The 25,187-nt window shown below is 59.5% G+C and carries 16 protein-coding genes and 8 pseudogenes; 15 read left to right on the top strand and 9 right to left on the bottom strand.

Annotation, left to right across the window (positions count from 1 at the left end; translation table 11 throughout):
• Positions 1-276: 276 nt before the first annotated feature.
• The 5 genes from NKH33_RS31750 to NKH33_RS31730 are packed head-to-tail and all read right to left on the bottom strand — an operon-like array spanning position 277 to position 5,854.
• Complete coding sequence (locus NKH33_RS31750; protein WP_352923395.1) at positions 277-1,278, bottom strand: ABC transporter ATP-binding protein; 1,002 nt, start codon at positions 1,276-1,278, stop codon at positions 277-279.
• Positions 1,271-2,281: an ABC transporter ATP-binding protein gene (locus NKH33_RS31745; RefSeq protein WP_352923392.1), complete on the bottom strand. Its 1,011-nt coding sequence runs from the start codon at positions 2,279-2,281 to the stop codon at positions 1,271-1,273. The genes NKH33_RS31750 and NKH33_RS31745 overlap by 8 nt, the downstream gene beginning before the upstream one ends.
• Positions 2,278-3,198 carry an ABC transporter permease gene (locus NKH33_RS31740; RefSeq protein ID WP_352923389.1) on the bottom strand — a complete coding sequence of 307 codons (921 nt, stop codon included), beginning with the start codon at positions 3,196-3,198 and terminating at the stop codon, positions 2,278-2,280. Before NKH33_RS31740 ends, NKH33_RS31745 begins: the two co-directional genes overlap by 4 nt.
• On the bottom strand, positions 3,198-4,169 hold the full coding sequence (locus tag NKH33_RS31735; protein ID WP_352923386.1) for an ABC transporter permease: 972 nt from the start codon (positions 4,167-4,169) through the stop codon (positions 3,198-3,200). Before NKH33_RS31735 ends, NKH33_RS31740 begins: the two co-directional genes overlap by 1 nt.
• Before the next feature lie 11 nt (positions 4,170-4,180).
• Positions 4,181-5,854 (bottom strand): ABC transporter substrate-binding protein, encoded by a 1,674-nt coding sequence (locus tag NKH33_RS31730; protein ID WP_352923383.1) that lies wholly within the window; start codon positions 5,852-5,854, stop codon positions 4,181-4,183.
• 1,036 nt (positions 5,855-6,890) lie between these two features.
• Here NKH33_RS31730 and NKH33_RS31725 point away from each other — a divergent pair.
• The 3 genes and pseudogenes from NKH33_RS31725 (at position 6,891) to NKH33_RS31715 (ending at position 10,086) form a co-directional block, all read left to right on the top strand.
• Positions 6,891-8,330 (top strand): amidase, encoded by a 1,440-nt coding sequence (locus tag NKH33_RS31725; protein ID WP_352923380.1) that lies wholly within the window; start codon positions 6,891-6,893, stop codon positions 8,328-8,330.
• A 96-nt stretch (positions 8,331-8,426) separates the two neighbouring features.
• Positions 8,427-9,580, top strand: a pseudogene (locus NKH33_RS31720) (IS1380 family transposase); the annotation flags it as partial.
• Positions 9,581-9,906: 326 nt separating this feature from the next.
• Positions 9,907-10,086, top strand: a complete 180-nt coding sequence (locus NKH33_RS31715; protein WP_352923378.1) for a hypothetical protein — start codon at positions 9,907-9,909, stop codon at positions 10,084-10,086.
• A 3-nt stretch (positions 10,087-10,089) separates the two neighbouring features.
• Here the strand turns inward: NKH33_RS31715 and NKH33_RS31710 are convergent, their stop codons facing one another.
• Positions 10,090-10,599, bottom strand: coding sequence for a hypothetical protein (locus NKH33_RS31710; RefSeq protein WP_352923375.1), 510 nt, complete (start codon positions 10,597-10,599; stop codon positions 10,090-10,092).
• A 445-nt stretch (positions 10,600-11,044) separates the two neighbouring features.
• Here NKH33_RS31710 and NKH33_RS31705 point away from each other — a divergent pair.
• Positions 11,045-11,271, top strand: a pseudogene (locus NKH33_RS31705) (ATP-binding protein); the annotation flags it as partial.
• Between the two features lie 109 nt (positions 11,272-11,380).
• Here the strand turns inward: NKH33_RS31705 and NKH33_RS31700 are convergent.
• A complete protein-coding gene (locus NKH33_RS31700) occupies positions 11,381-11,548 on the bottom strand; it encodes a hypothetical protein (protein WP_352923409.1) in 168 nt (55 codons plus the stop codon).
• A gap of 426 nt (positions 11,549-11,974) precedes the next feature.
• Here NKH33_RS31700 and NKH33_RS31695 point away from each other — a divergent pair, with 426 nt between their 5' ends.
• The 10 genes and pseudogenes from NKH33_RS31695 (at position 11,975) to NKH33_RS31645 (ending at position 22,634) form a co-directional block, all read left to right on the top strand.
• Positions 11,975-12,280: a hypothetical protein gene (locus NKH33_RS31695; protein ID WP_352923373.1), complete on the top strand. Its 306-nt coding sequence runs from the start codon at positions 11,975-11,977 to the stop codon at positions 12,278-12,280.
• Positions 12,258-13,283, top strand: a complete 1,026-nt coding sequence (locus tag NKH33_RS31690) for a recombinase family protein (protein WP_352923370.1) — start codon at positions 12,258-12,260, stop codon at positions 13,281-13,283. The genes NKH33_RS31695 and NKH33_RS31690 overlap by 23 nt, the downstream gene beginning before the upstream one ends.
• Positions 13,280-14,347 (top strand): hypothetical protein, encoded by a 1,068-nt coding sequence (locus NKH33_RS31685; RefSeq protein WP_352923367.1) that lies wholly within the window; start codon positions 13,280-13,282, stop codon positions 14,345-14,347. The genes NKH33_RS31690 and NKH33_RS31685 overlap by 4 nt, the downstream gene beginning before the upstream one ends.
• A gap of 1,377 nt (positions 14,348-15,724) precedes the next feature.
• Positions 15,725-16,450 (top strand): annotated as a pseudogene (locus NKH33_RS31675) (IS5 family transposase).
• Between the two features lie 257 nt (positions 16,451-16,707).
• A complete protein-coding gene (locus tag NKH33_RS31670; protein ID WP_352923364.1) occupies positions 16,708-17,922 on the top strand; it encodes an ATP-grasp domain-containing protein in 1,215 nt (404 codons plus the stop codon).
• A gap of 295 nt (positions 17,923-18,217) precedes the next feature.
• A complete protein-coding gene (phbB, locus tag NKH33_RS31665) occupies positions 18,218-18,943 on the top strand; it encodes an acetoacetyl-CoA reductase (RefSeq protein ID WP_352923361.1) in 726 nt (241 codons plus the stop codon).
• 134 nt (positions 18,944-19,077) lie between these two features.
• Positions 19,078-19,443: pseudogene (locus tag NKH33_RS31660) on the top strand (IS110 family transposase); the annotation flags it as partial.
• Between the two features lie 131 nt (positions 19,444-19,574).
• Positions 19,575-20,910, top strand: a pseudogene (locus NKH33_RS31655) (ISNCY family transposase).
• A gap of 698 nt (positions 20,911-21,608) precedes the next feature.
• Positions 21,609-22,327: pseudogene (locus NKH33_RS31650) on the top strand (IS256 family transposase); the annotation flags it as partial.
• The gene (locus NKH33_RS31645) at positions 22,224-22,634 is read left to right on the top strand and encodes a transposase (RefSeq protein ID WP_502906786.1); all 411 of its coding nucleotides are present in this window, start codon (positions 22,224-22,226) and stop codon (positions 22,632-22,634) included. The pseudogene NKH33_RS31650 and the gene NKH33_RS31645, both read left to right, overlap by 104 nt.
• A gap of 28 nt (positions 22,635-22,662) precedes the next feature.
• Here NKH33_RS31645 and NKH33_RS31640 read toward each other — a convergent pair.
• Positions 22,663-22,877: pseudogene (locus tag NKH33_RS31640) on the bottom strand (IS481 family transposase); the annotation flags it as partial.
• A 71-nt stretch (positions 22,878-22,948) separates the two neighbouring features.
• Between NKH33_RS31640 and NKH33_RS31635 the strand changes: the two are divergent.
• A pseudogene (locus NKH33_RS31635) lies at positions 22,949-23,862 on the top strand (IS3 family transposase); the annotation flags it as partial.
• 13 nt (positions 23,863-23,875) lie between these two features.
• On the opposite strand, the gene NKH33_RS31630 reads toward NKH33_RS31635, so the two are convergent.
• Positions 23,876-25,099, bottom strand: coding sequence for an IS110 family RNA-guided transposase (locus NKH33_RS31630; RefSeq protein ID WP_352923355.1), 1,224 nt, complete (start codon positions 25,097-25,099; stop codon positions 23,876-23,878).
• Between the last annotated feature and the right edge of the window lie 88 nt (positions 25,100-25,187).

Here is a 25,187-nt window from a genome sequence, read left to right as displayed (position 1 = left end):
AATCAAGAAGCGTCCTATCGCGATACGCGATTGGTCTGACTTCCGTTATGGTTGAAACAATATCTTGGTTGCCGAGTGTTTCGGCGGGCAGGATCTACCGAAATGTTCACAGTATCCTGAGCGCAGATGTTCATTTCAGAACAGCTTTCCCAAATACGCTCTTACCTGTTCAACTTGCGATAAGAACGGCACGGGTAGCATAGACGGCGCAGCTCTCGGCCAACTCCATCGAATGCATTATGAACAGCGCCGCGTCACGCGGCGCGGAGTAAGCCGTCATTGCGTCAGCCAGCACGCTGACAGGTGTTGTGGCCCCACATCGTTGGCGGGCGGCTCTTCCTCCCTGCATCTGTCGAAGGCCAGCGGGCAACGCGGATGGAAACGGCAGCCCTTCGGCACGCGGGCGGCACTTGGGACCTCGCCGTGCAGGGTGGGCAGCTCACTACGGTCTGCGTTCCCGATAATCTGCGGCGTGGCGTTTCGTAGAGCAATTGTATACGGATGGCGGGGATTGAATGTGATCTCATCGGCGCTGCCGATCTCGACCAGCCGTCCGAGGTACAGGACCGCAATCCTGTCGGCGATCAACCAGGCGAGAGGCAGGTCGTGAGTGATGAACAGCAGCGCCATATTGTGTTTGTTGCGCAGATCGACCAGGACCTGCAGGATCTGTGCGCGTATCGAAACATCGAGCATCGAGACAGGTTCGTCAGCGACGATGAGATCCGGCTTCACGGCAAGTGCTCCGGCAATCACCACCCTCTGCCGCTGCCCGCCGGACAGTTCATGCGGGAAGCGGGCGAAGAAATCCTCGGGAGGATTGAGACCGGCCGACGCTAGAGCGTCGCTGACCCGGTCGATGATCTGTTTGCCGTTGTCAACCAGCCGCAGTGACCGCAACGGCTCCGCTACGATATCGAATACAGTGTGTCGCGGATTGAGCGCCTGATAGGCGTCCTGGAAGATCATTTGAACGCGACGGCGGTAAGGACGTAAAGCCGAGGAGCCTTGAACCAACGTCATGTCGAGGTCTTCGAACAGCAGTTTGCCGCCGGTGGGCTGCGCAAGCTTGGTGATGACTCGGCCTACCGTCGTCTTGCCGCTTCCCGATTCCCCGACCAGGGCGACTATCTCACCCCGTCGGACGTTGAGGTCGATCCCGTCCACCGCGCGCACGACGCCAACAGGTCGACCCAAGACACGGTCGAACAGCCCGCCCTGGATGGGAAAATGGAGCTTTAGGCCCTCTAGGCGCAGGATATCAACGGTATCAGGCATGAGCGGCGACCTTGTCATCTAGCGCCAATGACCGGTGAAGGTGACAGGCGACGCGCTCCCCCCCAACCGTGTCTAATCTGGGGATTTCGGTCGTGCAAACCGCCATAGCTGACGGGCAACGCGGATGGAAAGCGCAGCCCGAGGGCCGATTCACCAAATTGGGTGGATCACCCGGTATGGACCGAATAATCCGTTTGCCGCTCGCTGGATTCGGGATCGATTCGATCAGTAGGCGGGTATAGGGATGTTTGGGCTTATCGAAGATCTGAGCGACAGTGCCATCCTCGACGATTCGTCCCGCGTACATAATCATCACGCGATCACAACACTCGACCACGACAGAAAGATCGTGGGTGATCAAAATGAGGGCAAGGTTAAGCTGCGACCGCAACTCCGCTAGCAGCTTCAGAATCTGAGCCTGGGTAATCACGTCGAGCGCAGTGGTGGGCTCATCGCCAATGATGATGGAGGGGCGACACGCGAGCGCCATGGCGATCATCACCCTTTGACGCATGCCACCGGACAATTCGTGGGGATACGCAGCGCCCCGATCGGACGGAATACCGACCAGCTCCAGCAGCTCTCTTGCCCGCGCGGCCGCCTCGCCACGCGACATGCCGAGCTTCATTATACACGGCTCAGCGATCTGCTTGACGATCCGGTGAACCGGATTAAGCGCATTCATCGCCCCTTGGAAGACAACGGACGTTTCACTCCAGCGATGTGGCCGCATCCCGGCATCATTGTCGATCGGCAACCGATTACCGCGATAACGCACCTCGCCGCTGCTGAACCGCGCGTTTGGTGATAGCAGACCTGCGACTGCCATGGCGGTTGTGGTCTTCCCACTGCCCGATTCACCGACGAGGGCAACCGACTGCCCGGCTCGGAGCACGAAGCTTACGCCGTCGATCGCTCGCGACAAAACGCCCTTGAGCCCATAGTCGACAGACAGTCCGTCAACCTCCAAAAGCGGCGCCCTGCTTTGAAAGCAGTCAGTCATGGGATCACCCTCCGCCGTGGATTGAACGTGTCATCGAGGGCATTTCCAATCAGGACGAAGCTCAGGGAAACCGTTAGAACGCATACTCCGGGGGCGCCAAGATACCACCAGGCTCCGGCACTGGCTGCGCCGGCGCGTTGAGCCTGTGAAAGCAAAGTGCCCCATGAAGGCTGTAGCGGATCGCCAAGCCCGAGGAACGAGAGGGATGTCTCGATATAGATCGCGCCGGCGACGACCAGAGCGCCATTGGCTGCGATCTGCGGGACGAGATTGGGGAAAATGTGCCCCATCATAATGGTTAGATTGCTGCTCCCCGCAACGCGCGCTCGATCGATGAATGTTCGCTCCTTGAGCGACAGGGTCTGGCTGCGAACGACACGGGCGACGAACGCCCAGCTTGTCATGCCGATCACGACAATTATCACGAAAAGAGAAGGACGAAATCCAAGGATGTCTCCACCGCGCCCCATAACCTCAAGGACGACGGGCGTGATGACCAGCGCTAGCACGAATGACGGCATGACAAAAAAGAAGTCCGTCAAGCGCATCAGCCAGACGTCAACCCTGCCGCCATAGTAGCCAGCCGTCATACCGATCGCAGTCCCGACGACTAGGCTGATCACGGTCGCGAATAGTGCGATCGTGAGCGAGATTCGGGCGCCATGGACAACCAGATTGAGCACATCCCGCCCGACTTCGTCTGTGCCGAGCAGATGCTCGCCCGAGGGCGGTACGAGGAAATCCCCGGTGGCATTGATCGCAGTCTGAAGCGGCCCCACCAGAATATCCGGCATCGCTGCCACAACAACAAAGAATACCAGACAGACAAGGCCCACCTGAGTGACGCCGTAGCTGAGAAATCGCTTTATCGCGCGCCCCCGACCTCGTGAGGAATTTTGAACGACAATTTTTCTCATTACCGAACTCTTGGATCGAGGAGGCCGTAAGCAAGATCGGCCACGAGGTTCGTGATGACAATCGACACACCAAGCAAGAGGAATATGCCTTGAAGGACTGGGTAGTCCCGAGCATTGAGTGCTTCCACGGTCAGCGCACCGATGCCCGGCCACGCGAATACGGCTTCGACGGTAATGGCACCTGCCACCACATACCCAAGGTTCAGGGTAATCAAGGTCACGACCGGCAGCATTGCATTGCGAAATGCATGACGCATCAGCATCTGTCCGCCGCTCAGCCCCTTGGCGCGTGCGGTCACCATGTAGTCCTCGGTAACAACGTCGCTCATTGCAGCCCGAGCGACCACAACGTATTGCCCGATCAGCCCAAGCGCCACCGCAGTCACCGGAAGCGCTAGATGCCCCAGGCGATCGAGGAGCCAGTCAAAAAAACCTATCTTTGCGCCGGGGGAATATAAACCGTAGGCCGGAAGCCAGCCCAATGCCGTACTAAAGACAACCACCAAGAGCATGCCAAGCCAGAAAGACGGCGTAGAGTACAGCGCCAGAGAGGCTCCTGTTGAAATCTGGTCAATAGCCCCTCCTCTGCGCCAGCCTGCATACAAGCCCAACATAACCCCACATAGGATAGCGATGAATTGGGCCAGACCGACCAGAACGATGGTGGCCGGCAATCGCTCTAAGATCAGGTCAGAGACATGCCTGCCCCGGAACTTGAAGCTATAGCCGAGATCGCCATGGAGGGTAGCTGACAAGTAGTCTACCACCTGATCCGGGAACAGCGGCCGGTCGAGGCCCCAGTTCTGGCGTTGGGCTTCCATCTGCTCGGTGGTCACGCTCGTGCGTACTCCACCCAGCAGAAGCGAAGCGGGGTCGCCTGGAATAACTCTGAATAGGATAAAGTTTAGGGTCATTACCATCAGAAGCGTAACGGCCGCTCTGAGGAGGATCCGTCCAATGTGCTGGCTCATGTCCTTTCGAGTCACTTCGAGGTCGGCTTCACGCGATCCAACGGGAAGTAGCTCTGCATCGACACCATATCCTGGGTTCCCCAGCCATCGAAGCAGTCGTTGCGACGCGCTTCAAGCAGGGTAGGATAACATAGCACAATGTATGGCGCCTCGGCGTAAATGAGCCGGACCGCCTGGTCGACTAGCTGCGAACTCTCCTTTAGGTCAACGGATACCTCGGCCTCCGACACAAGAGCGTCAAATTTTTCACTTGTCCAGAAGGATGTGTTATAAGAACCGATGGCCTTGCTGTTGCCGAGGCTCAGCAGGTCGCCTGTCCTCGTACTTAACCAGTTACTGTCAATAAGCAGATCCCAGCCTCCGCCGCCATTCTCCGGAGCTGCATAACGGGCACGTAACGCGCCAGCGTCAAACTGCACCACCGATACAGGGATGCCAATTTGTCCAAGCCACCCCGCAACAAGCTGCACGGCCGCGATCGGTATCTCGACATTACCAGAAGTTCCGCATATCAGCTCAAGTTGGAAGTCTTTTCCTTCTTTGTCCTCTCGCACGCCGTCGCCGTTCGAGTCGCGATAGCCAGCAGCATCGAGCCGGCGGGCCGCTTCAGCTAGATCGAAGTGACGTCTGATATCACTTAGGTCCGAGTAATAATCGGTCGCCACCGGCATCACCAATCCAACACCGGGGTCGCCATGCCCGCGCCGGGCGCGCTCGACAATGACTTTCTCGTCGATCGCATAGCCGATCGCATCACGAAACGCTGGATCCTGCAGAGCCTTTGTGCTGCCGGCCCCTTTCCCGGAAAGCGTGTTGAAGGCCAAATAATCGCGCTGCTCGATGCGCGATTCATTAACTACTATGTGGGGGGTCGTCGAGAGCTCGGCCCACTGAGCAGGCGTTAGGAAGAAGCCATAGTCGATGTCTCCGCTCTTGAGACCTTGCGCGATGAGATCGGCCGATTTGAAAAAGTACAAAATCATGCCAGCCGTCGCCGGCGCCCCCCCCCGAAAGTACTTGTTCGCGGTCAAGATGACGAATTGAGCTTGCTGAAACTCGGAAACGATCATAGGCCCTGTGCCAACGAGCGGCGGATCGTTGTGGAAGGTGCTGCGCGCATCGGCGTAGCTAATGTCTTTCCAGATGTGTTCGGGAACAATCATGATCTGGTTGTCAATTACCCATCGCGTAGGCTTCTTGGTGATGATCTGCAGTGTTTCGTCGTCGAGTGCCTTGATGGACTCAACATTTTCCAAACCGCTCGTGTTGTTCCAGCCGCCGTTCAGTTCGTCGGGCTTGCCTATGGAATCGCGCAAATAGTTATATGTAAAGGCAGCGTCTCTGGCGGTAGCAGGTTGGCCGTCCGACCATTTCATGCCCGGCCAGACCTTGAAGGTCCAGGTGAGCTTGTCGTCCGCGACAGACCATGCCTTTGCAAACCCCTTCCGGTCACTTAGACGCTTGGCGTCCGGTCCGACGAGGAAGTCATAGGTGAAAACTAGCGGCCAGAACGCGTGCCAGGTCGCAAAGGGGTTCATGGCTTCGGGGGATATGATTCCCCCGAGGCGCACGATGTGGTCGTCACACGAAGAGGCAAACGCGCTTGAATGCATGATCCAGGGTGCTGTCGAACCGACCAGCATCGCCTTCATGACCGCGCGGCGGCTCAGTAACCACTTGTTCATTCTTCCCCCTCTCTAGAATCCTCTAGCCGTAGCATCTTCTAGCCCTCCCCACAGTCCGGGCCATGAGGTGAAGCCAGCTTGCCTATAAACATAGAATGCGGACTATATCGCGGTAGCAAGCGCAGAATCGAGATTGCAGCCATCGAAGATCCAGATGGACTGACAGTAGCGGCTGCTTCGGTCGCGTAGCGATGCTGGCCGCGAAAGACCCAAGGATCCAGCTCGGCGTCTTGCCCATTCGTGCTCAAGAGTCCGCTCCATCATGTCGGCTGGAGGCCCTCAGCGCTGATACGGCAGCGCCCCCACCGCCAAGGCGGAATCGCTCTGCGGCGCCTTCAGACAGATGTCGATCTGCAACATGAATCCAAAGCATCAATAGCTGGCATCCGTCAACTCGGCCGAGTTACCCGACAGTCGGTTTAAGGATGAGACCACGCTGGTGCGCATCGCAGACCGATCCAATCTTGCATCGCGATGGGGCCCATGCCGATTCAATATTTCCAGGCGTGCAACGAGCGGTGCTAAAAGTCACTTAGCGAAAGCTACAAGCTCGCCTGCACGCTCATTCGGGAACAAGCTCAGAATAGGACGAGAAGCTTCGATATGAACGAAAACCTATGTGCAGAGCTCTTGGAGCGGACAGGTGAGCAAGGACTACGCCCTTCCCTTTCCGCACCCTCTGTTCGAGGTCGATCTTGAAGACGGCCGCATTCCGATGCCTGACGGATCGGTCCTACGCGACATCTTTCGACCGCGTGGAGCCGGAGACCGCCTACCGACAATTCCTATTCGGACACGGTGAACAAGGCGCCGCGTCGCGAGTGCGATTCGAAGACGTGCATAGGGAATGGCTTATCAAACGCGAGCCAACGTTGAGAGCCTCATGAATCGACTATCGGCTGCGAGTTCCATACGCGCTGTCGCCAAGCGCAAGACGTCCATAGCAGTAGCCCTCCCATACGCGGGTCCCTGAAAGCCAAGAGGACACCTCAGATGCCTTTTCCGCCGTGCTCGATAATAGTGGAGAACAACCGCAATGAAGTTGAGTGACTACGTCACCCATGACGCCGTCGGTTTGGCTACTCTGTTGAGCGCCGGTGAGGTTACTGCCGTGGAATTAGCACAGCTGGCCCGCCAAGCACACGATCAGGTCAATCCTCGTATCAATGCTGTTATTGAATTCTACGAGGACGCCGAGATTATAGCGAGATGCGCGGAGGGAGTATTCGGAGGGGTTCCATTCCTTCGCAAAGATTACGGGGCCACAGAGGCAGGACGTCTTCAGGAAATGGGTAGCCGTCTATTCGCGGGCTATCGCTCCAATGTCGAAAGCTATTTCTTTCGGCGAGCTCGGAAGGCGGGATTGTTGTCGGTTGGTCGGACGACCACACCTGAGTTTGCGGTTGCCGGAATGACCGAGTCACTTCTCTGCGGCATTACCGGTAATCCTTGGAATATCGATTGCTCAGCGGGAGGTTCATCGGGAGGAGCGGCGGCGGCGGTAGCTGCTGGTATTACTCCGATCTCGCACGGCGGCGATGGTGGCGGTTCGATTCGCGCACCAGCGTCCTGGTGCGGTCTTGTAGGGCTAAACCCATCGCGCGGACGCGTTTCCGGCGGGCCGAACCGGCAGGATCCATCGTTCGGCCTTAGCCGCGAGTTTGTTCTTTGTCGAACCGCGCGGGATATGGCCGCCGCGTTGGATGTCTTTGCCGGTCCTCATCCAGGTGATCCCTTTACTATTGTCCAGCCCCACCGTTGCTATACAGAGGAACTTACTCAACCCACCGGAAAGTTAACGGTGGGAGTTGCGAGGACCAAGTGGGGTTGCGTCGATTTGGAGCCGGAAGTGCTTAATGCGGTCGAGTCGATGGCGACTCTTCTTGAGGAGATGGGCCACACGGTTAGGGACATCGAGGCGCCCTATGAATCCGATGACTACTGCAAAATTTTACTCGGCATCGCCGGCTCGGGTGCGGCTTCACTTGAAGCCGCTGCGCGGGCTTTGGACCGCAGTATCAACGCGGACACCCTGGAGCCGATCAATCTCAAAATACATGAATACAGCGTGGCTTCGCGAGGACGTGGGGTTGACGTAAATGAGGTCTTGCGAAGCGTGCGGGCCCGTGTAGGCGAGGCGATCCAAGGGTTCGATATCCTGTTGACGCCCACCATGCCACATGTGGCCACCCCACACGGTGGCGTTTACAGCACAATCCACTCGAAGCTTTCCGTAGAGGAATTCATGAAAGCCGATGCCGCGCGCTATCAGTACACTGGCATCTTCAATGTCACCGGACAACCGTCGGTCTCCTTGCCCCTGGCACAAAGTGTCTGCGGCCTGCCCATCGGAATACAGATCGTCGGTCGCTTCGGCGACGAGGCTACGTTGGTACGCATCGCACGAGACCTAGAGGAGGCCAGACCGTGGCGGCACCGGCGACCAAAGGTCTGGGCAGGAGATACTGAGAGTTAGAGCTATTATAATTCATTGCGCTGAAGACGGAGCTAGCCTGAAAAATTCACGGTGGGTTGGCGGATGTGGCGCAAGCCATTGAAATGGACGTAGAACTTGCCGCTGAGCGGCTTGTCATCAGTTGGCGGCAAGTCCGTGGTCGCCCGTTTCGACGGCGGCATGCTGTCGTCCAACAGTGGCGTTCTGGCTCTGGCCGAGGTGGAAAAGCGGCTGCGTGTGGCCGAGCGTCTGGCGCGCTGCATCGACGATCCGCGCTATCCGGAAACCGCTCACAGCTTGGCCGACATGATCGGCTTTCGCATGAAGATGATCGCCGCCGGCTACGAGGACGGCAATGACGCCAAACGGCTGCGCTCCGATCCGGTCTTCAAGATGGCCCAGGATACGCTGCGGTCGGGTCGGGATCTGGCCTCCCAATCGACGATGTGCCGGCTGGAGAACCTGCCCGGCGTGCGTGAGGTGGTCGCCATGGGGCGGGCGATGGTCGACCTCTATTGCGCCTCCTTCCGGCAGGTGCCAAAGCGGATCGTGCTCGACATCGACGACACCTTTGATGCCGTGCATGGCGGCCCAACAATTGCGCCTGTTCAACGCCCATTACGACGAATACGGCTTCCAGCCGATCGTGGTGTTCGATGGCGACGGGCGCTTCGTCGGTGCGGTGCTGCGGCCGGCCAAGCGGCCGAGTGGGCTGAAATCCGCCCCCACCTGGGACGCATGGTGCGGGCGATCCGGATCAACTGGCCGAACACCCGGAGTCTGATCCGGGCCGACGCCCATTATTGCGACCCACTGGTCACTGACTGGTGCCGCGCCAACGACGCGACTTCATCTTCGGCCTCGCGCCCACCACGACGCTGCGCAAGCATGTCGTGGACCTGGAAGCCAGCACGCTGGCACGTTTTGAAGCGTTGGCCAAGACGGGCAAGGTCCGCCGCTTCAAGGAGTTCCTGGACGGGGCCGCTAGCTGGAGCGCGTCGAGCGCATCATCGCCCGCGTCGAGGTCGGCGCCCAAGGCGCCGATACCCGCTTCGTCGTCACCAACCTTGCCGGCGGCAAGGCCAAGGCGCTCTACGAGGACCTCTACTGCCGGCGCGGCGCCGCCGAAAACCACATCAAGTCGTGGAAGACGCATCTTGCCGCCGACCGCACCTCCTGCACCAGAGCGACGGCCAACCAGTTCCGGCTCTTCCTGCATGCCGGTGCTTACTGGCTGATGTGGGGTTCTGCGCGCCGCGATGCCGAAGCGTCTGTCGACTATTAGTGATGTCAAAGATTGGGCATTTTCAAAACTTTTTAAAATGGGAGCAATTCAGTCAAAGGTAATGCAGCGACGGAAATTTAGACAGGAGCACTGTTGATCTTGGGCTGCGATGGTTCTTTCGCTGCGGCGGCGGCGTCGAATGTTTCAAACCGGTAGAAGGGCTACGTGACCGCGGCTGACGCCAGGCGCGACACACTGTGCGAACGAGATCGGCGCCATCCGGGGATCATCGGATCATCAATTCGCCCGTGCGGTAGAGGTCGGCGGCCACGGATAGTGTCCACAGCAGATTGGCCGCCTGCGGATTCCGACGTGAGGCCGGCCGACATTCCGATCAAAGACCGGCCACCATTCCGATTTGAAGCCGGCCAGCAATTCCAATCAAAAGTCGGCCAGTTTTCGGCACTGAACATTACCTCCTGGGTCAGCAACTTTGGCATCAAATGCCCCGTGATGAACGGGGAGATTTTGATGCCGCAAAGAGAAGGCTGACCGTCAGACAGTTACGACAAATGCTGCGGCTTGCCGAAACGGGACGAGCTCCCACGAGATTGCCGTCGTGTTGGAAATAGCCGGCAGTACGGTGCACGATAATCTGCAGCGCGCAGCGGCGGTTGGATTGAGCTGGCCCCGGGCGAACTGACCGACGATGCGCTCGAGAACAAACTCTTCACTCACAACGGCATCAAATAGGGCACGAGAAGACGCACAGAACCAAACTGGGCCGATCTCGCCGTCGAGCTCAAGAGGACCGGTGTCACCTTGCTCATCCTCTGGGAGGAGTATCGTGGGTCGCATCCCGAAGGATATGGCTACAGTCGCTTCTGCGAACTCTTTCGCAGTTTCGAGCAGCGGCTTTCGCCGACGATGCGCCAGGAGCATGCGGCCGACGACAAGGTCTTCGTCGACTATTCCGGCAAGAAGATCCCGATTGTTGATCGCAAGACCGGTGGAGATCCGCGAGGCAGAGATCTTCGTGGCGGTGCTCGGCGCATCCAGCTTCATCTATGCTGAAGCAACATGGACACAAACACTTCCCAACTGGATCAGCTCGCATATTCGGATGTTTCGCTTCTTCGGAGGCGTTCCGGCTGATCGTCCCCAACAATCTGAAGTCGGGCGTCAGCCGCGCCAGCTTCTACGCTCCCGAGATCAATCTCAGCTACGGCATGATGGCATCCCATTATGGCACCGGCGTTCTTCCGGCACGGCCGCGACGGCCGAAGCACAAATCGAAAGTCGAGAACGGCGTGCGTTTCGCCCAGTCATGCATTCTGGGGCGGCTGCGCAACCAGACCTTCTTCTCGCTGGCCGAGGCCAATGCCGCCTTTCGCCAGGGACTCGATCGCATCAATGATCACGTCAAGCGCCGGCTGGGCGTCAGTCGCCGGCAACTGTTCGAGAGTGTCGAGCGTGCCGCACTCGCAAGCCTTCCGATAAACTCAATGATGACCCGCAGCGTGATGTGCTTGAGATCATTGAAGACCGCTACGAACGCCGATCAACATCGTCACCAGTCAGCTGCCCCTGGATCACTGGTACGAGATCATTGCAAACCCAACTCTGGCCGATGCCATACTGGACCGCCTCGTTCACAACGCCTATCGCATCGATCTCACTGGTGAAAGCCTGCGAAAACAGCGCTCGCCAAGAGCGTCTGAAACAGCGCAAGCTTGACCTGAAATGAACCAAATCCAAACATCAACGAGACCCAGGATCAGTCCGAAAAATGGCCGGCTTCAAAATCGGAACACCGGGCGGATGAAATCGGAATGACTGGCCGGCTTCAAATCGGAATCGATGGCCGGCTTCGTCGCAATACGAATCGAGATGCGTGTTGTGCTTCGAGATCGGCATTGCGCTCTTCCAGACCGGCGGCTTTTTCGGCCATGGCAACAACCATCGCCTTGAGCGCGTCAACGTCGTCCAGGAGCGCAAGATCGGGTGCCGACATGGCCCGAATCAGAGCATATTCGCGGGCGATTTTCCCGCCTTTTCAGCACCCTGATTCATCATGCCGCAGGGTTTTACCTAACCGATTGCGGCCGCCTGACGGGCGCTGTCCGCACTCGTTTCCAGTCCATTCCGCCGACCAAAGCCATCAGTTGAGCGTGGTTGATCTGGACCGGTGATGACCGATCCGCGGCCAGCAGAACTTCGCCTTTTCAACACACGCCGCAGCCGTCCCACCAAACGATCTTGATCCTGTCGACGCAATTATCGACATTCTGCATACGGTTTCCGCTTTGCGACGGTTGCCTATCGCTGGCATCCGTTGTTTGGGAGCACGTTGCAGGTTTCGCCATTTCGTCGTGGGAAGGCGTTGACGTGCATCTACACGGAGGAGCGTCCTGACCTTTGCCGCGAACTCCCGAATTGGATGTTCGACGCCGGCTACTGCGCGGGCATGACGCTGGGGCGACCCGAAATCGGCATCGAGGGTCTCAATGAGTTGACGATCGTCCTGACGGCGCTCGGCGCGAATCGCAAGCAAGGCGCACAATCCCGCCCTTCAAGGAAGAAGGAGAGGGACGGTGCGAAGAAGCCGATATCACAATCGCGCGCAGATCCGCCAGTGGGCAAAAACACAAAGGGACTGGTCGAGACATTGGCCGACCTTCTGCTGGAAGCGCTGGCGGCCGAAGCGGATCAGGGAGGCGGTGATGAACCCGAAGATCACGCCTGATCACCTCGCCCGCTCGGCGGTAGTTTACGTTCGTCAATCGACCATGTCGCAAGTGACGGGCAATCTGGAAAGTCAGCGCCGGCAGTATGACCTGGCGGGAGCCGCAGAAGCGGTCGGCTTTGCATCGGTGACGGTGATCGACGACGATCTTGGCCGCTCGGGGTCCGGCCTGATGCAGCGACCCGGCTTTGAGCGGCTTGTCGCCATGGTCTGCTCCGGCGATGTCGGTGCGGTCTATTGCATCGAGGCGTCACGACTGGCGCGTAACGGACGGGACTGGCATCATCTGATTGACTTGTGCGCGCTGGCCGGCACGCTGGTCGTCGATCCGGATGGCGCATACGATCCGCGGCTCGTCAACGACCGCCTGCTGCTTGGGCTGAAGGGAACGATGTCGGAATACGAACTGAGCCTGATGCGACAGCGCGGCATCGCCGCCCGTCACTCCAAGGCCAAGCGTGGGGAGTTCCGCTTCATGCTTCCGCCAGGCTTCTGCTGGAGCGAGGCCGATAAGGTCGAGATCGATCCTGACGAGCACGTGGCCGACACCATCCGGCTGGTCTTCGCGAAGTTCCGCGAGTTCGGCAGCGCGCGGCAGGTCTTCTTATGGCTGCGATCGGCAGACATTAAAATGCCCGTGGTCCGGCGCAATGTCGAGGTTTGCAAACTCGTCTGGAAGCCTCCCGCCTACCACAGTGTCATGCAGATTCTTCACAATCCGCTTTATGGCGGCGCCTACGCATTCGGCAGAACGGCGCAGCGGACACGGATTGTCGAGGGGCGCGCCCGTAAGGCCAGCGGCTTCAGGAAGTCTCGCTACGAATGGCATGTGTTGTTGCGTGACAATCATCCTGGTTACATCAGCTGGGCAGGAATACGAGGAGAATCAGAAGCTCCTGCTCGAGAACGCGCATATGAAGAAGAACTGCGCGCGCAAATCTGCACGTGGAGGCCGCGCCCTGCTCACGGGATTGATGCGTTTGTGGGCGATGCGGACGAATGATGCGCGTCTTCTATGGCATGGCGAAAGGCAACGCCCATCGCTACCAGTGCCGCGGCGATGATGCCCATGTCGGCGCTGGCCTGTGCATCGGCATTGGCGGTCTGCGGATTGATCGCGCCGTCGCCCTGCAGATCCTAGAAGCCGTCTCCGATCGTGCCGTGGAAGCCGCGATCTTTGCTTCGGAGCAGGCCGAGCGTTCGCGAAAGGACATCGTTGCCGCCGTCGAGCGGGAGCTGGAAGCAGCCCGATACGATGCCTCGCTGGCCGGGCGTTGTTACGAACTGGTCGACCCCGCCAAGCGCCATGTCGCACGCGAACTCGAGGCTCGCTGGAACGATGCGTTGGACCGCGTGGCCACACTGGAGCGCCGGATCGCGGAGCTGTCGGCTCTGTCGGCGACACGCCCAAAGGTCGATCGCGCCCGTTTGCTTCAGCTTGCCCATGATCTACCGGCGGTATGGAACGCACCCTCAACCGACACTCGGACCAAGCAGCGCCTTATCCATATCCTGGTTCAGGAGATCGTATGTGATCTCGATGAGGCGACCAACGAAGCCGTGCTGCTGATCCATTGGACCGGCGGGCGTCACACCGAGGTGCGTGTTGCCCGCGTCAAGACCGGCCGTTGTCCAGATATGGCGCCGAGCGCCGTCGAAGCACTGCGCAAACTCGCCGGACACTGGCCGGACCGCGAGCTTGCCGTATCGCTCAACCGGATGCGCTGCAAGACCGGCGATGGCGAGACCTGGACGACGGTGCGCGTGCGCGAAATGCGCGAGCGGCTCGGCATACCCGGATACGATCCAGCCAAGGCTGATGGCGAAATGATCAGTCTGATGAAAGCCGCCGAACGGCTTGGCATCTGCGTCGGGTCCGCGAAAAGCTTGGCTCTCAAGGGCATCCTGCCGGCGAAACAGATTCTGCCCGGTTCGCCCTGGCTGGTCCCCGTTGAAGCACTCGCTTCAGAAGCGGTGCGCATAGGGGTGCAAGGTATCGTCGCTCGTCGACCGAAGTTCTACGAGCAATATCAATACGATAAAGTCGTCCGACTGCCCGGACTCTGACAAGGGGATGCATTATGAAACGAACTGCGCTCTTTTAGCGCGGAAAACGTAAGGCGCACGGTTGAACGGTTATGTGGCGCGCCGCATAACCGTTCTTATGTGTCGTGCGAGATTATGTGGCGGAGCCGTCCTCGGCGCCAGCCTGGGCCCGCCCAGTCCGGAATCTTCCGCCACATAATATTTCGTACCTCTCCGATGGGCGCGGGATTCCCCTGCGCCACTATCCCGGAGGGGCAATATGCTCGAGTTCTATTGTTCGTATGGTGGGGTGCTCAAGCGCCTGCGCAGCGGTACGCTCGGTGGCCAGATGGATCGCCTCGCGGAGCATTTTTCATGCTTGGGTATAAGCAAGCATCCGCCAAGATTTACCTGAGCCGGATTGCGCGCTTTAGCCAGTTTGCCGCAGCGCGCGTGGTCTCATGCCTATCTCTCAGGATGTCATCGACAGCTATTTGTGCACGTTTAGTACGGACTCCACGCGTTGGGGCACGCACCTTGCGCAGATAGTCCGAAAAGGGCCATGACCAGGATCTCGCCCGCGTCGTCCCCAGGACACCCCACAGGCGTTTGGCTCATCTACCGCCGCGCCGTCGGCGAGAAGGCTGAGCGTTAGATCGAGCTGCGCGCCCGCCTGCCGCCATCCGAGCCGCCGACCCGGCGTCCTTCGGTGTCGCCCAATGAGTGCTGGCGATTCCTATCAAACGGGCGCACATTGAGGTGACACAACACCTCACCAAGGCCGAAGTGGACGCCCTCATTGCGGCCCCCAATAAGAGGACATCCCGTGGGCGGCGCGACCGCACGTTTCTACTGTTTCTGGCACGGACCTGCGCCCGGGTCTCGGAGCCATCTGCACCAACGCAAACGACCTTCCGTTAGAGCGGCAGCATCCACAAGTGCTGCTGCACGGCAAGGGGCGCAGAGACCGCGCAATCCCCATTGCTCGCGACTTGGCGCGAGCGCTGACCGCCTTGTTGAGCGAACGCGGAATCGCGAACCACGGGCCGCGACCCAATCTTTGTCGGCGCCCGCAACGAGCGCCTGACGCGTTTCGGAGCGACCCATATCGTACGGCGAGCGGCCGCCAAGGCTGTGGCTACCAGGCCGGCCTTGAGCGACAAGCCGATATCGCCACATATTTTCCGACACTCCCTCGCCATGACGCTTCTCCGGGTGTGGATTTGTTGACGATTCGAGCCCGGCTTGGGCACGCACAAGTCGCCCCACCCACCACTATGCCGCTGCGGATGTCGAGATGATGCGCAATGGGCCCGAGGAGGCGGGCGTCGACGACAATGACGGCGCGCTTCGGGCCGAACGATGCCGTGCTGCAACTGCTAAACAGCATCTAAATATTATGTGGCGGAAGATATCCAGATGGCGCGGATTTCGCCGCATTTTCCCGGCTGTCGCACGATGTGCCGAGGGTCCATGACCATCGCGTCGTCAGCGGCATCGTCTATGGGATCCGCAATGGGCTGTAGTGGAAGGATGCGTCGGCGGGCTACGGTCCGCACAAGACGCTCCACAACCGCTTCATCCACTGGAGCCGGCTCGGCGTGTTCGACAGAATTTTCCGCGTTGGCCGGCGAAGGGCCTAGACCCGAGCGCATCATGATCGACGCGACCCACCTGAAGGCACACCGCACCGCGGCGAGCCTGCTCAAAAAGGGTATTGTTCCCCGCCGTATCGGGCGCACCAAGGGCGGGCTGAACTCCAAGCTGCATGCCGTCTGCGACGCTGACGGACGGCCGATCCTCCTGCTCCTGTCGGAACGCCAGAGGAGCGACCACATGGGTGCCCGTCTCGTACTCGACGCCCTGCTGCCCGCTTCGAGCCTGATCGCAGACTGAGGTTACGACAGCGCCTGGTTCCGCGAAGAACTCCAAGCCAAGGCATCGTGCCCTGCATCCCGTCGGCCGCAGCCGCAAAGTCCCTTACGCCAAGACAAAACACTCTATCGCCAGCGCCACACGGTCGAGAACCTCTTTGCCAAGCTCAAGGACTGGCGACGCATCGCAACGCGCTACGACCGATGTGGCCACACCTACTTCTCCGCCATCTGCATCGCTGCAGCCGTCATCTCTGGCTCTGATCAATGAGTCCTGACCCAAGGCTAGCCTAGTTAGGTTCGATTACAACGCCTGGCTGGTACCTCGCCTATCCTGCTTAATAGTTCTGCCATTGCAACAAAACTTTCAATGAAATTCACAGACTATTTGCCACTCCAAATGCTAAGAATAGGCACGTCCATCACAAGACATGAGTGCACCAGATCGAAACTAGCTAGCGTCTAGACAAGCTATGGCTGATGTACTCTCGGTACGGCTACACAGCACGCAACAGAGGTCAACGGTCAATGAAAACAAGAGCACTCATCATGGTTGAAGGTCATCCAAGGGGGAATGCTTTGCTATACGCCAAAGCGGCCAAGCATCTTGGCCTTCATCCAATTACCCTCTCGGCCGATCCAGCCCGGTACGGCTACCTTGCGGCGGAAAAGATCGAGTCAATCCACATCAATACAAACAACCTCGATGCGCTCATCCAAGAATGTTCTCGGCTGCGTGAAACCTACGATATCGCTGGCATTACCGGCGCGTTGGACTCGGTGTATGCGAAAGTTGCCAAACTCTGCCGGCATTTCGATCTGCCGGGACCGAACCCCGCATCGATTGATCAATGTCTCGACAAATTCGCTCAACGTCAGCTCCTCGGCGAGGCCGGCCTTCCGATACCTGCATATCGCTTGGCAGCGAATGCCACGGACGTAAAAAGCTCTGCTGCGGAGCTCGGCCTGCCAGTAGTTCTTAAACCAGCCGAAGGCAGCGGCAGCCGCGGTGTCCGATTGTGCCGCAAGGTCGATGAGTTGACCGAGCATACGAGCTATCTTTTGAGCGGGAAGCACATATGGCGGTCACCACCGAGGATACTAGTCGAAGAATTCGCTGAAGGCCCCTATTATTGCGCCCACATAATGGGAAATGAGGTCATTGGGATTGAAGGCGGTGAGTTGGGGCCTCCACCGTATTTCGTCTTTCGCGCGACCACCTGTCCGCCCCTGCTAACTGATGATGAGCATGAGCGCATCGCGGATGTTTCGCTGAGCTGTCTGCACGCTCTCGGCCTTGGCTGGGGGCCAACCTGCATTGAATTCCGGTGGACGAAGCGCGGCCCAGTCGTCATTGAAGTCAATCCTCGTCTTGGTGGCGCGCCGTCTCCTCAACTGATTCAGCTGGCTTACGGGGTCGATCTCATCACCGAGCATGTCAAGCTTGTCATCGGCGACGAATTGGATTTGCGCAAAAGGCTTTCGCATACTGCGGCTGCGCGGATCCTAGTTGCTGATCGGGATGGGATCCTGGATTGGATCGGTGGCGAAAGTCGTGCAGCTGCAGTATCAGGTGTCGCCGAGGTCAAGTTCTATGTCGAACCCAAGGCGTCGATCGTCAGGAAAGGCAATATCGAAGACTGCATCGGACATCTCGTCGCCACTTCACCCACTTTTGCTGAGACCGATGCGATACTTCGGCGTGCTGTCGACCTACTAGACTGGTCAATCACACCGTTCTAGACCCCTCGCCCGTGAGCTGTCGGCCTGGCGCCACACCACATCGTGAGGCGCTGGGCCGAGCACGGGACGCACTACAGCGGCAACTCATTCTTTCGCAGATAGCGCATAACGACCCGCGCGCACTGTGAAGCTCTGCGGTGGGGTCGGCGGGCGGTTCAGCCAGTACGCATCACTTGACACCAGCCGGTGGTATGGACGTCGAAGAACTCTCAGGAAGCGTGAATGGCGGGTAGCCGACCGTCTTCGACTATTCACATTCATTATTGACCATTCACCAGAACAGGGAGGAGGAAAAATGAGCAAGGTAGCAATCGTCACGGGCGGATCGCGCGGCATTGGTGCGGCGATATCGGTGGCTTTGAAGAGCGCAGGCTATTCGGTGGCCGCGAACTATGTCGGCAATGAAGAAGCGGCGGCAAAGTTCAAGGCCGCGACCGGCATCCCGGTCTATAAATGGTCCGTCGCCGACTACGAGGCCTGCGCCACCGGCATCAAACAGATCGAAGCCGATCTCGGTCCCGTCTCGGTGCTGGTCAATAATGCCGGCATCACTCGCGACGCGATGTTCCACAAGATGACCCGCGAGCAATGGAAAGAGGTCCTCGACACCAACCTTTCCGGCGTCTTCAACATGACGCATCCATTGTGGGGCGGCATGCGCGACCGCAAGTTCGGTCGCATCATCACCATCTCCTCGATCAACGGCCAGAAAGGCCAGGTCGGCCAGGTCAATTATTCGGCCTCGAAGGCCGGCGATATCGGCTTCTCCAAGGCGCTGGCACAGGAGGGTGCCCGCGAAGGCATCACCGTCAACGTCATCTGCCCCGGCTATATCGCCACCGAGATGGTCAAGGCGATGGACGAGCAGGTGCTCAACGAGCGTGTCATTCCGCAGATCCCGGTCGGCCGTCTCGGCGAGCCGGAGGAGATCGCGCGCTGCGTCGTCTTCCTCGCTTCCGACGATGCCGGTTTCATCACCGGCTCGACGATCACCGCCAATGGCGGCCAGTATTTCGCCTGAGGCCGATGCGCCGCCACAAGAGAGGCTCGGATGTCCGCCGCTTTTATTTTTCCCGCCTCTTACGCAAAAGCAAGCGTCCGGCGCCTGAAGCGTCGCGGCAAGGGCCGGCGTCCAAGTTCGAGTGTTACGCGGTTCCGATCGTGTCCATTCTGGAGGCAGGTTTCGGTGGTTCTTGGATCCATCGGATGCTTGAGGAGACAGGTATCGAAGTCCTGTCTTGGACCCGGTGTCAATCGCCATATCGCGCTGAAGCAAACGGGCAGAACCGACCGCATCGACGGGTGAGGTGTTGTTGCGGACGTTAATGGCTACAAGCGCGGCGAGCCGCGTGTCTGCGCCATGGTTCAGGGTCCATCGCCCGAGGAAGAGGACGGCGGAAGGCACTTGTCACGGAACGTGTAACCCACGTCAATCAGATCAAGGGATCAAGGGGCTGCTTTTTCTCGCAAGACTATGGGCCACTGCGCAAGGGTCGACGTCAGCGGCTAGCTAGTTTCCGTCCACAAACCCCAAACCATTGATCTTATGGATTAAATCGTGATTTTGCGAAGGCAAGGCCCGGCGGTTTCAGGTACACTTTGGTCTCATGCCACTGATTCCAAAGTACAATCTGCAACCGCCGGAGCCGACAATGCGACAAGAACGCACCGTCCAAGCCAGCATATTCGATCTTTTCGCCGCGCACGAGATCGGCCACGAACTGAAGGCCATGTCGCACTGGCTGGACGAGCGCCGCGATCTGCTTGGCTTGGTGGCGCGAGATTTGGGTCGGCACGGCGTCAAGGCCACCGGACGGCAAGGCCTACCTGCCGAGGCGGTGTTGCGCTGTGCGCTTCTCAAGCAATACCGACAACTGACCTACCAAGAGGGCCTTCCATCTTGAGGACTCCGCGTCGTTTCGAGCCTTTGCGCGGCTGCCGTGGTCATGGAGCCCGCAGAAGTCGGTGCTGCAAAAGACGATCAGCGCGATCCGGCCCGAGACTTGGGAAGAGATCAATCGGGCGCTGCTGTCGAATGCTCGGCAGGCGAAACTGGAAGACGGCACTGTCGTGCGGCTGGATAGCACAGTGACTTCAGCACTCATGCACGAACCGAGCGACAGCAGCCTGCTGTGGGACGCCGTCCGAATCATGGTGCGCCTGTTGAAGCAGCCTGATGCCTTGGCCGGCGGCGCCGGCTTGGCATGGCACGATCACTGCCGCGCGGCCAAGAAGCGCGCCCCCAAGATCCAGTTCACACGCGGTCGACCCAATCGTGTTCTGCTCTACCACGAACTGATCGGGATCACCCACGCCACCTTGGCCTATCTGCGACAGGCGACGGCGCAATTGGCCGTGGCGGCCAACCCACTCATCGAACTCTGGCAGGCCCAGGTCTGTCACTATCGGCCGCTGATCGAGCAAATCATCACACAAAGTGAGCGGCGGGTGTTGGCCGGCGAGCTGGTGCCGGCCAGCGACAAGCTGGTCAGCCTGTTCGAGCCCCATGCCGATATCATCGTCAAAGGCAGCCGCGACACCGAATATGGCCACAAGCTCAACTGACCACCGGCAGGAGCGGCATGATCCTCGATCTGGTGATCGAGGCGGGCAATCCGCGCGACAGCGATCGATTGCTGCCCATGCTGGAACGCCACATCGCCTCTATGGTCACGCGCCGCGGCAGGCGGCGGCCGACGGCGGCTTTGCCAGTCGCGACAATCTGGCTACAGCCAAGATCTTGGGCGTTCGCGACATGGCATTCCACAAGAAAGCCGGCCTCAAGATCGAGGACATGGTTAGAAGCAATTGGGTTTACCGCAAGCTGCGCAACTTCCGTGCCGGCATCGAGGCCGACATCTCATGCCTCAAGCGCGCTTACGGCTTGGCGCGCTGCACCTGGCGCGCATTGATCACTTCAAGAGCTACATATGGTCCTCGGTCGTAGCCTACAATCTCGTCCTCTTCGCACGTCTCAAACCGTCCTGATGCCGAGCCACCATCGGAACTGCGGCGCACCGGCCAGAGCTGGGCCTCGCAGCGTGCGCGCGATTGCGCCCACATCGCCCTTTGCGCCGATCCCAGCGTCCTAGATCCTGCCCATCCTCCCAAAAACGTGTCGACGAACGGCAAGTGGTTGCAAATGTTCGCAAAAAGAAGCGTTTATGGACGGAAACTAGCTAGAAGAATTGCGATCTGGCGACGATCGTGCTGTAGAAATACTGTCGGATTGTGATCAGCCGGATAAAGCCACTACGTCGTTCGGTGGCTCGATGTAGTCGAACACATCCGCCCATCTTCAGCCGAGGGACTTGAGAAGCATGCCGAGTCCATTTGGGTAGTTTTGCCGGGGATCTTGGTGAGCGGTCCACGGTCGCTTGAAGCGATGCCGCTTCCATAAGGCGCTCGGCAGCGGCCCATCTACGGCTGAAGGCGAACAATTCATTTGATCACGGTGGCGCTGTTGGAGATCGGGACTGTCAGGAATTCTGTGCGCGAGGCCATGATGATGGAAAGGAGAGAATCATCACATGGCTATCGAGAAAGAACTTTTGGACCAGCTGGCTTGCCGGTCGTGATCCGAACGAGGTTTTCGCCAAGGAGGGTCTGCTTGACGACCTGAAGAAGGCGCTTTCGAAGCGTATTTTGAGCGCCGAGCTCGACGAGCACTTGAGGACGAGAGCACCGAGGGGAACGTCAATCCTCGCAACGGCCATTCGCGGAAGTCGGTGCTGACGGGCACATCGAAGATGACGATGAGGATCCCGCGCGACCGTGCCGGAACCTTCGATCCGAAGCTGATCGCCAAATATCAGCGCCGCTTCCCAGACTTCGACGACAAGATCATCTCCATGTATGCGCGCGGCATGACGGTGCGCGAGATCCGCGGCCACCTGGAAGAACTCTATGGTATCGACGTATCGCCGGACCTGATCTCGGCTGTCACCGATGCCGTCCTGGAGGAGGTTGCCGAATGGCAGAACCGGCCGCTCGACATCTGCTGCCCGCTCGTCTTTTTCGACGCGATCCGGGTCAAGATCAGGGACCAGGGCTTCATCAGGAACAAGGCCGTATACATTGCGCTCGGCATCCTGCCCGATGGCACGAAGGAGATTCTTGGCATCTGGATCGAGCAGACCGAGGGCGCCAGTTCTGGCTGCGCGTCCTGAACGAGCTGAAGAGCCGCGGCGTCGGCGATATCCTGATCGCCGTCGTCGACGGACTGAAGGGCTTTCCCGAGGCGATCAACGCCGTCTTTCCCCAAACCGTCGTCCAGACCTGCATCGTGCACCTGATCCTCCATTCCCTGGAGTTCGTGTCCTGGAAGGACCGCAAGCCCGTCGTGCCGGCGCTGCGCGCGATCTACCAGGCCAAAGGACGCCGAAGCCGGCATGAAGGCCCTTGAGGACTTCGAGGCCGGCGGCGATCACGCAAAGCTAGCGGCGCAACTGGAGCCAAGTCGTCCCATTCTTCGCCTATCAGAAAGCGTGCGGCGGATCATCTACACCACGAACGCCATAAAGGCGCTGAACTCCAAGCTGCGCCGCGCCGTCCGCACCCGGGGACACTTCCCGAGTGACGATGCGGCCATGAAGCTGCTATATCTGGTGCTGAACCACGCGGCCGAGGAATGGAAACGACCGCCGCGCGAGTGGTTCGAGGCCAAGACCCAGTTCGCCGTCGTCTTCGGCGACAGGTTCGTCAGCCAATGACGAAATCGGCCTCGCGCACAGAACTCCTGACAGTGGCCGCCTCTTCTTCCACAGACAACACGGTCGACTTCGGGCCTTTGGAACCCGTAGGAAGATCGGCAACCGACCTCCGGTTCCTCCACTTCGCAACCGTCTTCTGATCGATGCCGTAGCGCTTGGCCAGCGCCCTCAGGCTCTCTTGACTATTCTGTATCGACGGACTGCCTCTGTCGTCGTGGCGCGGCCGTGTAGAATCTGTCCCATAGCGCATTGACCTTGCCCCTCTGATCTAATCCGGTTTGAAGTTCGTTCTGGCCCATCGAGAGGACCAGGACATGAAACGTAGCCGCTTCTCTGAAGAGCAGATCATCGGAATTTTGAAGGAACATGAGGCCGGGGTGTCGGTTGCCGATCTGTGCCGCAAGCACGGGGTCAGCGACGCCTCGATCTACAACTGGAAGGCCCGCTTCGGCGGGATGGATGTCTCCGAGGCTCGGCGACTGAAGGCTCTGGAGGACGAGAACACGCGCCTGAAGCGGCTTCTGGCCGACGCCATGCTCGACAATGCCGCGTTGAAGGATCTTGTGGGAAAGAAATGGTGACGCCCGCGGCCAAGCGGAAAGCTGTCGCTCGCCTGAAGGAAGGCTTCGGGATGAGCGAACGGCGGGCGTGTAAAGCCATCGGCTGTTGCCGCATGACGGTTCGCTACGAGACCAGCAGGCCGGACGACCGCGAGGTTCGCGAGCGGATGAAGGCGATCGCGCAGGAGCGTCGCCGGTTCGGCTACCGGCGTCTTCTCGTGATGCTGAGGCGGGAGGGCCTGGTCGTGAACCACAAGAAGCTGTTCCGGCTCTACCGGGAGGAGAAGCTCGCCGTTCGCCGCCGTGGCGGCCGCAAGCGGGCGATCGGGACCAGGGCGCCGATGCTGGTGCCGCTGAGGCCCGACGAGCGCTGGTCGCTCGACTTCGTATCGGACCAGCTCACCGACGGGCGCCGCTTCCGCATCCTGGCCGTCGTCGACGACTGCACGAGAGAGTGCCTGGCACTCATCGTTGATACGTTTCTCTCGGGCATGCGGGTTGCCCGCGAATTGGACCGGCTCATCACCGAGCGGGGCCGGCCGAGGATGATCGTCAGCGACAATGGCAGCGAGTTCACCTCGAACGCCATCCTCGCCTGGGCGGATCAGAACCGCGTCGAATGGCATTACATTGCGCCCGGCAAGCCGATGCAGACGGATGTTGTAGAATAGCCCGTTCTTCTCATTCGGCGGCTTTTTCCACAGCCTTCTGCCTTTCCGGCCTCGTTCGCCATCGGGAAGTCGCTGCTGCATAGGCAGCTTCCGCCTTCTCGACGCGGGATCGTTCTTGGGCGCGCTTGGCCGGGATGTTGTAGTCGAAGGCGGTGCCGCGTCTGGCATGGCTGGTCGGAAGGCCGGCACGCAGCTCGACCGATCTGACCTTGCGGGCGAGCAAGGCCGGCCGGGCCCAGATGTAGTCGGTATCCTTGCTCAGCATGTGCCAGATGATCATTGCAAGCTTGCGCGCAGTGGCGACGGCCGCGATGTGCTTCCCGCGGCGCGAGGCGATCCGCTTGTGGAAGGCGCGAAGAGGTCCTGGCGATCGCACAGCCGCCCATGCCGCCTCGACCAGCATCCCCCGCGCATGGCCGCGGCCCTGCTTCGTGATGCGCCCGTGATAGGCTGGCCCCTCACCGGACTGCCGCACGCTCGGATTGAGGCCAAGATAGGCAACGAGCTTCTGTGGATCGCTGAAGCGCCGTATGTCGCCGATTGCCGCGGCAACGCTCGCAGCCACGGTGACGTCGAGGCCGGGCAACGTCATCAGGGGGCGGATTGTCGGATCCTGGAGGGCATGCACGGCGATATCCGCCTCGACCACCGTCAACGCCTCGTTGATCTGGTTAATCAAGCCGAGGTGGCGCTCGATGGCGGCGCGCTCATCCGCAGGCAATATTTGCCTCGTCAGCCATTTGCGCCCGCTGATCCCGACGAGGTTCCCATGCGGACACGGCGGGATCAGGTGGGCGTGGAGGATTGACTGGATCAGGTTCTTCAGCCGCGAACGCTGGCGAACCAGCTGTGTCCGCCTGGTGACCTGTCTTCGGAGGGCAAGGGTCCCCGGATCCGGAACCCAGACCTCCGGCAGAAAGCCCGAGGCGTAGAGCTTCGCAAGGACAGTGGCGTCGATCGTGTCAGTCTTCACCTTCGCGTGCGCGATCATGTGCACCTGCTTGGGATTGGCGATCACGATCCGATCGACGTAGGGCGACAGCACTTCAGCGACGGCAGCAGCATTGCCTGTCGCCTCGATCACCACATGATCATCGTGGGTGAGTTCCTTTCTGGCGAACTCCTCGAGCTTATTGCGCAGCATTTGAACGCGGCCGAGCTTGACGATCTCGCCATCAAGCAACGACACGACCTCGGCGGCTACGCGGTGTATGTCCATGCCGATAATACGCACGGTTCCCTCCATCGTTGGTCACGAACAGGGAGCGAGCGGGCAACACGACAAATACGGATCCGCGCTCGCAGCGCATCCGGGCGAGTCG

The sequence above is a fragment of the Mesorhizobium sp. M1182 genome (assembly GCF_040318335.1).
Lineage (GTDB): Bacteria > Pseudomonadota > Alphaproteobacteria > Rhizobiales > Rhizobiaceae > Mesorhizobium.
Note: the sequence above shows the minus strand (reverse complement) of the source record. Positions and strands in the feature narration are given on the sequence as shown.

Excerpts from the sequence above, each read along its gene's own strand:
- NKH33_RS31750 (WP_352923395.1), bottom strand. The coding sequence starts at position 1,278 with ATGCCTGATACCGTTGATATCCTGCGCCTAGAGGGCCTAAAGCTCCAT.
- NKH33_RS31745 (WP_352923392.1), bottom strand. The coding sequence starts at position 2,281 with ATGACTGACTGCTTTCAAAGCAGGGCGCCGCTTTTGGAGGTTGACGGA.
- NKH33_RS31740 (WP_352923389.1), bottom strand. The coding sequence starts at position 3,198 with ATGAGAAAAATTGTCGTTCAAAATTCCTCACGAGGTCGGGGGCGCGCG.
- NKH33_RS31735 (WP_352923386.1), bottom strand. The coding sequence starts at position 4,169 with ATGAGCCAGCACATTGGACGGATCCTCCTCAGAGCGGCCGTTACGCTT.
- NKH33_RS31730 (WP_352923383.1), bottom strand. The coding sequence starts at position 5,854 with ATGAACAAGTGGTTACTGAGCCGCCGCGCGGTCATGAAGGCGATGCTG.
- NKH33_RS31725 (WP_352923380.1), top strand. The coding sequence starts at position 6,891 with ATGAAGTTGAGTGACTACGTCACCCATGACGCCGTCGGTTTGGCTACT.
- NKH33_RS31710 (WP_352923375.1), bottom strand. The coding sequence starts at position 10,599 with ATGAAGCTGGATGCGCCGAGCACCGCCACGAAGATCTCTGCCTCGCGG.
- NKH33_RS31700 (WP_352923409.1), bottom strand. The coding sequence starts at position 11,548 with ATGTCGGCACCCGATCTTGCGCTCCTGGACGACGTTGACGCGCTCAAG.
- NKH33_RS31695 (WP_352923373.1), top strand. The coding sequence starts at position 11,975 with ATGTTCGACGCCGGCTACTGCGCGGGCATGACGCTGGGGCGACCCGAA.
- NKH33_RS31690 (WP_352923370.1), top strand. The coding sequence starts at position 12,258 with ATGAACCCGAAGATCACGCCTGATCACCTCGCCCGCTCGGCGGTAGTT.
- NKH33_RS31685 (WP_352923367.1), top strand. The coding sequence starts at position 13,280 with ATGATGCGCGTCTTCTATGGCATGGCGAAAGGCAACGCCCATCGCTAC.
- NKH33_RS31670 (WP_352923364.1), top strand. The coding sequence starts at position 16,708 with ATGAAAACAAGAGCACTCATCATGGTTGAAGGTCATCCAAGGGGGAAT.
- phbB (WP_352923361.1), top strand. The coding sequence starts at position 18,218 with ATGAGCAAGGTAGCAATCGTCACGGGCGGATCGCGCGGCATTGGTGCG.